This is a genomic window from Bradyrhizobium sp. Leo114 (assembly GCF_055229415.2).
This window is the reverse complement of record NZ_JBUYEN020000118.1, coordinates 1-5,925: the sequence shown is the minus strand read 5'-3', so window position 1 is coordinate 5,925 and position 5,925 is coordinate 1. Positions and strand designations below refer to the sequence as shown.

The window sequence follows — 5,925 nt, the reverse complement described above, 5'->3', positions numbered from 1 at the left end:
CGTCGCCCCCTTCAGAGGGGAGCACCCAATCATCGCCCAGCGGCAGCGTCAATCACCCCGATCGGGCAATCCAAAGCATTCCGCGCAAGTCAAGGCCGGGCACGGCGATCCTCTCGTGACGCTCACGGGATAGGTTGCGATGCATTTGTCCGAGGTGCCGAGCACCGCGTGGGTGCGGTTGAAGCCGTCCATCGCGGCGCAGCCCGAGCCCGGATTGCGCTTGTTGCAGGCCTCATAGCTGACGTCGCGGAAATAGGTGCAGCGGGTCCGCTGCAGCACGTTGCCGCCGAGGGTGGCCATATTGCGAAGCTGCGCGCTCGCGGCGAGCTTCAGCGAGTCGGCGACGACGGGATAGTTCTGCTGGATCTCCGGATTGGCGGCGACGTCGGCCATCCGCGCCATCGCGCCGAGGCGCAGATTGCCGTTCTCCAGGCTGACCGTAGCCCACGTCGGCGACAGCGGATTGATGTCGACGATTGCGCGCGGGCGCATCACGTCGAGCTTCATCAGGTCGAGCAGCGTAGTGCCGCCGGCAAGCGGCTGGATTTCGGCTTCGGTCAGGGGATTATTGCTGGCGCTTGCCGCCGCCAGCGCCTGGATGGCCGCAGAGGGATCGGCGGCTCTTTGATAGGCAAAGGATCGCATGGGTATGCCCTTGCTAGCCAGAGAGGATTTCGGGCGCCGCCTGCTTCACGGCGGCCACGATGTTCGGATAGGCGGCGCAGCGGCAGATGTTGCCGCTCATATATTCGCGGATGTCCTCGTCGCTGCCGGCGTGGCCTTCCTTCACGCAGGCGATCGCCGACATGATCTGGCCTGGCGTGCAATAACCGCACTGGAAGGCATCCTGGTCGATGAAGGCCTGCTGCATCGGATGCAGCCGCGCGCCGTTGGAGAGACCTTCGATCGTGGTGATCTCGTGATCCTGCGCCGACAGCGCGAGCGTCAGGCAGGACAGCACGCGACGCCCCTCGATCAGCACGGTGCAGGCGCCGCACTGGCCGTGGTCGCAGCCCTTCTTGCTGCCGGTGAGCCCTATATGCTCGCGCAGCGCGTCGAGCACCGTGGTGCGCGCATCGATGTTGAGGGCATTGTCCTGGCCGTTGACGCGCAGCGTCACGGGAACGGGAAGCGTGGGATCCTGTGTCGAGGGGATCGTGGTCGTCGCCGGTCCGGCCGCGCGTGCCGTCAGCGGGAACATCGCGCCGCCGGCAGCTCCCGCAAGGAACGAACGCCGATTGAAGCTGGAACGAGATTGCGGATTTGTCTTGTCATCCATGACGGGCTCCGCTTGCGAAAGGAATTGCGGCGCACGCCTGCGCCTCACCGCCCTAACAAAGGCAGTGAAGCGTTGTTCCGGAGATGACGAAGCACAGCGCTGTGAAGCAGCGCCAGTTCCAGGATGCTGAAGACGCGCTTGGAGCGTTTTCGAGCGAAGCGGATACCGGTTCGCGTGAAGAAAACGCGTCGAGAGGAGAATCCAGAGCCTCGGTTCTGATTCAATCAGAACCGAGAAAATGCTCTAGTAACCGAGCGCGCAGCCGTCCTTGCGCGGATCGGAACCGCCGGTCAGCGTGCCCTTGTCCCAGTCGATCCAGATCGCCTGCCCGCCACCGAGCGGAGCAACCACGCTGGTGGTCTTGTGCCCTATCTTCTTCAAGCCTTCGACGATCGCGGCCGGCACGCTGTCCTCGAGCTGATAGACGCCCTCGTAATGCAGGCCGCGCGGCATATCGATTGCTTCCTGCACGTCGCAGCCATAGTCGAGGATGTTGGTCAGCACACGGGTCTGGCCGACCGGCTGGTACTGCCCGCCCATCACGCCGAACGGCATGATTGCGCGGCCGTTCTTGGTCGCAAGGCTTGGGATGATCGTATGCAGGGGACGCTTGCCCGGCGCGATGCAGTTGGGATGGCCGGGCTGGATGCGGAAGCCGCCGGCGCGGTTCTGCAAGAGGATGCCGGTCTTGTTGGAGACGATCGCCGAGCCGAAGGAGTGCGCGATCGAGTTGATGAAGGAGCAGACGTTGCGGTCCTTGTCGACCACGGTGATGTAGACCGTCGACGGATTCATCGGCGGCGCGACATTCGGCAGTTCCAGCAGCCGGTCCATGCGGATGTTCTTGATGTATTCGTCGGCGAATTCCTTGGCCAGGATGCCGGCGACATCCACATGCACGTGCCGCGGATCGCCGATGTGCTGCTCGCGCATCATGTAGGCGATGCGCGCGGCCTCCGCCTCGAGATGGAAACGTTCGACGCTGAGCGCGGGGAACTTGGTCAGATCGAAACGCGAGAGGATGTTGAGCATCACCAGCATCGTGATGCCCGGGCCGTTCGGTGGGCACTGCCAGACGTCATAGCCCTTGTAGATGGTGCCGATCGGCGCGGTGACCTCGGTCGAATGATCAGCGAAATCGTCCAGCGTGTGCAGGCCGCCGATGCTGCGCAGCGTCGCGACCATGTCCTCGGCGATCTCACCGGTGTAGAAGGCCTTCGGGCCGTCCTTTGCGATCGCACGCAGCGTCTTGCCGAGCTCGGGCTGGCGGATCACGTCGCCCGCGACCGCGGGCTTGCCGTGCGGCAACAGATAGCGCGCGGTGTTGGTGCCGTTCTTCAGTTTCTCGAACTGGTTCTTCCAGTCGAAGGCGATGCGGGGCGCGACGACATAGCCCTCTTCCGCGGCCTTGATCGCCGGTTGCAGCAGCCTGTCGAGGCCGAACTTGCCGTGATCGTTCAGGATCGTCTGCCAGGCATCGATGGCGCCGGGGATGCTCACCGCATGCGCCGAGGTCAGCGGCACCGAATGGATCTTGCGCTCGAGATACCATTCCGCGGTCGCCGCCATCGGCGCGCGGCCCGAGCCGTTATAGGCCGTGATCTTGCCCTCGCCTCTCGGTTGCACCAGCGCAAAGCAGTCCCCGCCGATGCCGGTCGATTGCGGCTCGATCACCGCCAGCAGCGCGGACGCAGCGATCGCCGCATCCACTGCCGTGCCGCCCTCGCGCATCACGTCGATCGCCGCCAGCGCGGCCTCCGGGTGCGACGTCGCCACCATGCCGTTGAGCGAGTGGACGGTGGAGCGGCCGGCGAAATGGAAGTTTCTCATTAAAGGTAGCTCACTTGGTTGTTCTGCATTGGAGTTCCCGGCGGGGCGGGAGCTACATGACATATTCGTGCCGTTCTCTGCAATGGCTGGCATGCCAGAGCTGCGTTGCGCCGGGAAATCCGACTAAGGGTTTTCGCTGGCCCAACTGCCTGATAAATCCGCGCCATGCCGCTGAAAGTCGCCGCCTTCTACCAATTCGCCAGCCTGCCCGATTACCGGGAGCTGCGCGACCCCCTACACGCAATCTCTGCGGGTCTCGGGTTGAGGGGCAGCATCCTGCTGGCGAGCGAGGGCGTCAATGGCACGATCGCGGGACGCGCCGAGGCGATCGACGCCTTTGTCGGGGAACTGCGGCACGGCGCGCTGTTCGGCGGCCGGCTCGACAGATTGGAGCTGAAATTCTCGGAAGCCTCCGCAATGCCGTTCCGGCGAATGAAGGTGCGGCTGAAGAAGGAGATCGTCACGCTCGGCGATACCTCCGTCGACCCGACGCGGCAGGTCGGGATCTATGTCGATCCCGCCGAGTGGAATGCGCTGATCGCCGATCCTGACACGCTTGTGATCGACACCCGCAACGCCTTCGAGGTCGCGCTGGGCACGTTCGAGGGCGCGGTCGATCCCGGCATCAAGAGTTTCGGACAGTTCAAGGACTTTGCCGCGCGCGAGCTCGATCCGGCCAGGCACCGGAAGATCGCGATGTTCTGCACCGGCGGCATCCGCTGCGAGAAGGCGAGCAGCTTTTTGCTCGCGCGCGGCTTCGGTGAAGTGTACCACCTCAAGGGCGGCATTCTGAAATATCTGGAAGAGATGCCGAAGCAGGAGAGCCGCTGGCGCGGCGAATGTTTCGTATTCGACGAACGGGTCGCGCTCGGCCACGGCTTGCGCGAGCGCGGAAAAGAGACCGCCCATGATTGACGCCAAGACGCCTGATGCGAAGACACTCGCCGAGCGCATCGATGCGCTGGAAACGCGGATCGCCTATCAGGACGACACGATCGAGACGCTGAACGAGACCATCACCGCGCAATGGAAGCAGATCGATGCGCTGACGCGACAAATGGGGGAATTGCGCGAGCGGTTGCAGGAAGCCGAAAGCAACACGGCCGCTCCGATCAACGAGCGGCCGCCGCATTATTAAGTGTGACCGTCGTCCGAGGACGACGACGGTTAGCGGAACAATGCCTTCGCCTTTTCCCAGAGCGATGGGCCTTCGCGCTCGCCATTGTCCTTGGTCGGCGAAGGTTGGGCCGCGCTCACGGGGTCGGAGGCCGGAAAGGTGTGCTCCAGGCCAGCCTCAAGTTTCTCGTGCGTCTCGCGATCGGCGGCGAGCGCCTCGCGCGGGTCATCGGCATGCTTGTCATGCGGCGCCGGATTGAATTTCTCAGCCATATGCTCCCTCCATTTGCGCGGGATCAACGCACCGTGCTCGCCGGCGGTTCCAGATCCGCCTTGGCCGGACGCGGCGCGCCGTGTATCAGAAGCGTCAAAATGTCAGCCGTTTCAGCAGGAACCTTTCTTGTCCCAAGATTCTCCCAAGCCGCTCCTTGATGTGCTTGCCGGCAAGCGCCAGCCGATCCCGCCGATCTGGATGATGCGGCAGGCCGGCCGCTATCTGCCCGAATATCGCGAATTGCGGGCCAAGGCCGGCAGCTTCCTCGACCTCTGCTTCACACCGGACTATGCCGCCGAAGTCACGCTGCAGCCGATCCGCCGCTTCAACTTCGATGCGGCGATCATCTTCTCCGACATCCTCGTGATTCCCTATGCGCTGGGACGCTCGGTGCGGTTCGAGGCCGGCGAAGGCCCGCGGCTTGATCCCCTCGATACGCCGGAGAAAGTGAAGTCGCTTGCCGCGCATGCGGACTTCACAAAGCTCGAGCCGGTCTTTGAAGCGCTGCGTCGCGTGCGACGCGAGCTTGACGACAGGATCGCGCTGATCGGCTTCTGCGGCGCGCCGTGGACGGTCGCGACCTATATGGTCGCGGGCCAGGGCACGCCCGATCAGGCGCCGGCGCGGATGATGGCCTATCGACAGCCCGCGGCATTCGAAAAGATCATCGACGTACTGGTGGAGAATTCGATCCACTATCTCGTCGGTCAGTTGAAAGCCGGTGCCGACTGCCTGCAGCTATTCGACACCTGGGCGGGCGTGCTGCCGCCGCGCGAATTCGAACGCTGGTCGATCGAGCCGGCGCGGCGCATCGTCGAGGGTGTGCGCAGGCAGGTGCCGGACGCCAAGATCATCGGCTTTCCCCGTGGCGCGGCCGGCATGCTTCCCGCCTATGTGGAAGCAACCGGCGTCAACGCCGTCAGCATCGACTGGACTGCGGAGCCGGCGATGATCCGCGAACGCGTGCAGAGCCGCACCGCGGTGCAGGGCAATCTCGATCCGCTCGCGCTGATCGCCGGCGGCGACGCGCTCGATCGCGCAATCGACGATGTGCTGGAGAATTACGGCAAGGGCCGGCTGATCTTCAATCTCGGCCACGGCATCCAGCCGGAGACGCCGATCGCCCATGTCGAGCAGATGGTGCAGCGGGTGCGGGCGTATCGAGGTTAGCTATTTCTTCTCCCTCTCCCCGTTCTTACGGGGAGAGGGTTGGGGTGAGGGGCTCTCGCCGCGTATATGGTGGCAGACGGATTCGCGGAGGCTCCCCTCACCCGGATCGCATGTTGCGATGCGATCCGGCCTCTCCCCGCAGGCGGCAGGGCTATCGCATATGGCCGAGCAAGGTGAGGAGGAAGCTGTCGTCCCAGCCGGCGCGCTTGATTTTTCGACGTATGGAGGTGGGACCAGGACAAGACCGAAGGATGTT

At 64.1% G+C, this 5,925-nt stretch carries 7 protein-coding genes; 3 read left to right on the top strand and 4 right to left on the bottom strand.

The window, feature by feature from the left end; all coding sequences use genetic code 11:
• Window positions 1–48: 48 nt before the first annotated feature.
• The 3 genes from ACZIRK_RS44465 to ggt form a co-directional block, all read right to left on the bottom strand.
• Window positions 49–645, bottom strand: a complete 597-nt coding sequence (locus ACZIRK_RS44465) for an FAD binding domain-containing protein (protein WP_474419754.1) — start codon at window positions 643–645, stop codon at window positions 49–51.
• 13 nt (window positions 646–658) lie between these two features.
• The gene (locus ACZIRK_RS44460; protein WP_130224968.1) at window positions 659–1,279 is read right to left on the bottom strand and encodes a (2Fe-2S)-binding protein; all 621 of its coding nucleotides are present in this window, start codon (window positions 1,277–1,279) and stop codon (window positions 659–661) included.
• 243 nt (window positions 1,280–1,522) lie between these two features.
• Window positions 1,523–3,109, bottom strand: coding sequence for a gamma-glutamyltransferase (ggt, locus tag ACZIRK_RS44455; RefSeq protein WP_130224969.1), 1,587 nt, complete (start codon window positions 3,107–3,109; stop codon window positions 1,523–1,525).
• Window positions 3,110–3,274: 165 nt separating this feature from the next.
• On the opposite strand from ggt, the gene trhO reads away from it, so the two are divergent.
• Both trhO and ACZIRK_RS44445 read left to right on the top strand, forming a co-directional pair.
• Window positions 3,275–4,024, top strand: a complete 750-nt coding sequence (trhO, locus tag ACZIRK_RS44450) for an oxygen-dependent tRNA uridine(34) hydroxylase TrhO (protein ID WP_130224970.1) — start codon at window positions 3,275–3,277, stop codon at window positions 4,022–4,024.
• Entirely contained in the window at window positions 4,017–4,247 is a 231-nt protein-coding gene (locus ACZIRK_RS44445) for a SlyX family protein (RefSeq protein ID WP_130224971.1), read from the top strand. Before trhO ends, ACZIRK_RS44445 begins: the two co-directional genes overlap by 8 nt.
• A 29-nt stretch (window positions 4,248–4,276) precedes the next feature.
• Here ACZIRK_RS44445 and ACZIRK_RS44440 read toward each other — a convergent pair whose 3' ends face one another.
• Window positions 4,277–4,498 (bottom strand): hypothetical protein, encoded by a 222-nt coding sequence (locus ACZIRK_RS44440; RefSeq protein ID WP_130224972.1) that lies wholly within the window; start codon window positions 4,496–4,498, stop codon window positions 4,277–4,279.
• 127 nt (window positions 4,499–4,625) lie between these two features.
• On the opposite strand from ACZIRK_RS44440, the gene hemE reads away from it, so the two are divergent.
• Complete coding sequence (gene hemE / locus ACZIRK_RS44435) at window positions 4,626–5,669, top strand: uroporphyrinogen decarboxylase (RefSeq protein ID WP_130224973.1); 1,044 nt, start codon at window positions 4,626–4,628, stop codon at window positions 5,667–5,669.
• The last annotated feature ends 256 nt before the right edge of the window (window positions 5,670–5,925 follow it).